Origin of the sequence: Streptomyces sp. NPDC048411 (assembly GCF_040704695.1) — a bacterium.
Classification (GTDB): Bacteria; Actinomycetota; Actinomycetes; order Streptomycetales; family Streptomycetaceae; genus Streptomyces.
Genome location: NZ_JBEZKL010000279.1, coordinates 1 through 2,991, shown reverse-complemented (window position 1 = coordinate 2,991; position 2,991 = coordinate 1). Strand labels below are relative to the sequence as shown.

The 2,991-nt window shown below is 71.2% G+C and carries 3 protein-coding genes and 1 pseudogene; 3 read left to right on the top strand and 1 reads right to left on the bottom strand.

Translation table 11 applies throughout. The features are described from left to right. From AB0915_RS38860 to AB0915_RS38850, 3 genes are all read left to right on the top strand, one after another. Positions 1-463, top strand: a 463-nt coding sequence (locus tag AB0915_RS38860; protein ID WP_366696081.1) for an ABC transporter substrate-binding protein, incomplete at its 5' end; no start/stop codon positions are given. Between the two features lie 83 nt (positions 464-546). After that, positions 547-1,554 carry an iron chelate uptake ABC transporter family permease subunit gene (locus tag AB0915_RS38855; protein ID WP_366696083.1) on the top strand — a complete coding sequence of 336 codons (1,008 nt, stop codon included), beginning with the start codon at positions 547-549 and terminating at the stop codon, positions 1,552-1,554. Further along, entirely contained in the window at positions 1,551-2,345 is a 795-nt protein-coding gene (locus AB0915_RS38850) for an ABC transporter ATP-binding protein (RefSeq protein ID WP_366696079.1), read from the top strand. The genes AB0915_RS38855 and AB0915_RS38850 overlap by 4 nt, the downstream gene beginning before the upstream one ends. Before the next feature lie 110 nt (positions 2,346-2,455). Here AB0915_RS38850 and AB0915_RS38845 read toward each other — a convergent pair. After that, positions 2,456-2,776, bottom strand: a pseudogene (locus tag AB0915_RS38845) (PRC-barrel domain-containing protein); the annotation flags it as partial. Positions 2,777-2,991: the final 215 nt, after the last annotated feature.

Here is a 2,991-nt window from a genome sequence, read left to right as displayed (position 1 = left end):
CTCGGCCCCCGCGCCCCCCGCCGCGCTGCGGGAGCGGGTGAAGAAGGCCACCGATGGAATCGACGCCTCCGACGCCACCCTCCTCTACTGGTTCTCCGACTCCAAGGCCCCGTACCTGGCGGGCTGCTGTGGCGCACCCGGCGTCATCACCAGGGAGCTCGGAGCGAAGAACGTCTTCGACGACACCCATGAGGAATGGCCGCAGATCAGCTGGGAGACCGTCGCCGACCGCAACCCCGACGTCCTGGTCATCGGCGATCTGACGCGCAGGGCACAGACCGCCGAGAGCGCCGCGAAGAAGATCGAGTTCCTGGAGTCCAGTCCCGCGACGAAGAACATGGACGCCGTCAAGCACAAGCGGTACGTGCTGCTCAGTGGCCAGGCCATGAACCCGTCCATCCGGACGGTCGAGGGTCTGGAGCAGGTCGCCGCCGGGCTGCGGACGTTCGGACTCGCCGGGTGACGGACACCGAACGGGTCGCAGCGGTAGGTACGGAGCAGGCACCCGGAACCGATACGCACCGCAGGGCCGGTGGCGCACGGGGGCTGCGCGACGGTGTGCTGTGGGCCGCGGGCGTCGCCCTGCTCGCGCTGTCCGTCGCCGTCGCCGTCACCATCGGCCCCGCCCGGATCTCCGTCGCCGACGTCTGGTCCGCGGTGGCCGCCCATCTCGGGGTGGGCGACTCGCGGCTCACCCCGATCCGGGACGGCATCATCTGGAACCTGCGCATGCCCCGTACCCTGCTCGCCGCCGTGTGCGGCGCCGGACTCGCGGTGTGCGGCACAGTCATGCAGTCCCTGCTCCGCAACCCGCTCGCCGACCCGTTCGTCCTCGGCGTCTCCTCCGGGGCGTCGACGGGCGCCGTCGTGGTCGTCGTACTCGGGGTGGGTGGGGGAGCGGTGTCGATCTCGACCGGGGCGTTCATCGGGGCGCTCTGTTCGTTCGCCCTGGTGCTGCTGCTCAGTCATACCCTCGGCGGTACGACGGACCGGGTCGTCCTCTCCGGCGTCGCGGCCATGCAGCTGTTCTCCGCGCTTACCTCCTTCGTGGTAATGACCTCGGCCGACGCCGAGCAGACCCGAGGCGTGCTGTTCTGGTTGCTCGGCTCGCTCAGCGGGGTCGGCTGGGCCGATGTGTGGGTCTGCTTGACCGTGCTCGTCGTGACCCTGCTGATCTCTTTGGGCCACGCCCGTACGCTCGATGCCTTCGCCTTCGGCCAGGACGCGGCCGCCGCCCTGGGAGTCGATGTCGGCCGCACCCGGATCGTGCTGCTCTGCACGACTGCGCTGCTGACCGCCGCGCTCGTCAGCTCGGCGGGTGCCATCGGCTTCGTCGGGCTGGTGCTGCCCCATGCCGCCCGGGCGCTCACCGGCTCCGGGCACCGGCGGCTGCTACCGGTCACCGCGCTGGCCGGGGCGGTGTTCCTGGTCTGGGTCGACACGCTCGCCCGGACCGTCCTCGATCCGCAGGAGGTGCCGGTGGGCGTCGTCACCGCCCTCATCGGCGTACCCGCGTTCGTTCTGGTCCTGTACCGCACCCGGAGGACCACATGACATCCATCGGCACCGCCGCAGGTCTGAGCGCCCAGCGGGTCTCCCGGGAGGCGGGCGGCCGTCTCGTCCTCGACGGAGTCTCCCTCGTCCCCCCGCCCGGCGCGACCGTCGGACTCCTCGGCCCCAACGGGTCGGGCAAGTCCACGCTGCTACGGGTGCTCGCGGGGGTCCTCGCGCCGGCGGCGGGTGTGGTGACGCTCGACGGCGAACCGCTCGCCGCGATCGGCCGGCGCACCGTCGCGCAGCGGGTCGCCGCGGTCGACCAGCATGCCGACACCCAGGTCGAGCTGCGCGTCCGGGACGTCGTGGGGCTCGGCCGCATTCCGCACCGCCGCGCCTGGTCGGCGCCCAGCCGCGCGGACGACGAAGCGGTACGCGAGGCACTGGAACGCACTGGACTCTCCGAACGCAGCGACCAGTCCTGGCACACGCTCTCCGGGGGCGAGCGCCAGCGTGTCCAGATCGCCCGGGCACTGGCGCAGCAGCCGCGTGAACTGCTGCTGGACGAGCCGACGAACCATCTCGACATCCAGCACCAGCTGGAGCTGTTGTCCCTGGTCACCTCGCTGCCCGTCACCGGCGTCATCGCCCTGCACGACCTCAATCTGGCCGCGATGTTCTGCGACCGGATCGTCGTCATGAGGGAGGGGCGGGTGGTGGCCGCCGGTACCCCGGCGGACGTCATCACCGAGGAACTCATCGCAGATGTGTACCGGGTACGGGCGGTGGTCACCCAGGACGGCCCGGACGGGCGGCCCTCGGTGCGGTTTCTGCCCGGACGGGCGGAGTAGTGGGACATACGGAAGCAGAGGCGGAACCCGGCACGGTGCGGGCCCGCCCCTGGCCCGTCCACTCCCGGGAGCCGTGCCTGCCCGGCCGCCGGGAACGGCCGTGGAACTCACCTGGTGAGGCCGTAGTGACGGTAGAGCTCCTCCTCCTCGGAGACGGAGAGATGCGCATCCGCGTCCACCCTCGGGGCACCTTTCACGCGGTCCTTCGGATGGGGAATGTGCAGATCGGAGCCCACCCGGCGAGCGCCGTCCAGGGGCACGAAATTCTCCTTCATGCCGAACAGGCCGGTCTTCACCGTGATCCAGTCCGGTCTGCCGGTCGCGTCGTCGAGATACACCCGCCCCACGGTGCCGACCTTCTCGCCCCTGGGGTCGTACACCGTCAGGCCGTCGAGCTCCTTGGCATCCGTGAAACCGTCAGCGGCTCCCATGACCGGTTCCTCCTCGCCCGGGCGCGCGCCCTGCGGGCAGCCCCACCAGGGAAGGCACGTCCGGCTTCCATCGCGCCTCACCCGGATGGGCGATGCAACTTCCCGGCCCGGAACGATGGCCCTTAGGGCCTGTTCTGAGTTCCCCGCCTGCGCCCCGACGCCCGGCACGCACGCTCGCCGCACGGCGCCGCAGGACAGGTGGCTCCGCCACATGA

Bases quoted from the DNA above. Each gene is read 5' to 3' on its own strand.
- AB0915_RS38850 (WP_366696079.1), top strand. From the start codon at position 1,551: ATGACATCCATCGGCACCGCCGCAGGTCTGAGCGCCCAGCGGGTCTCC.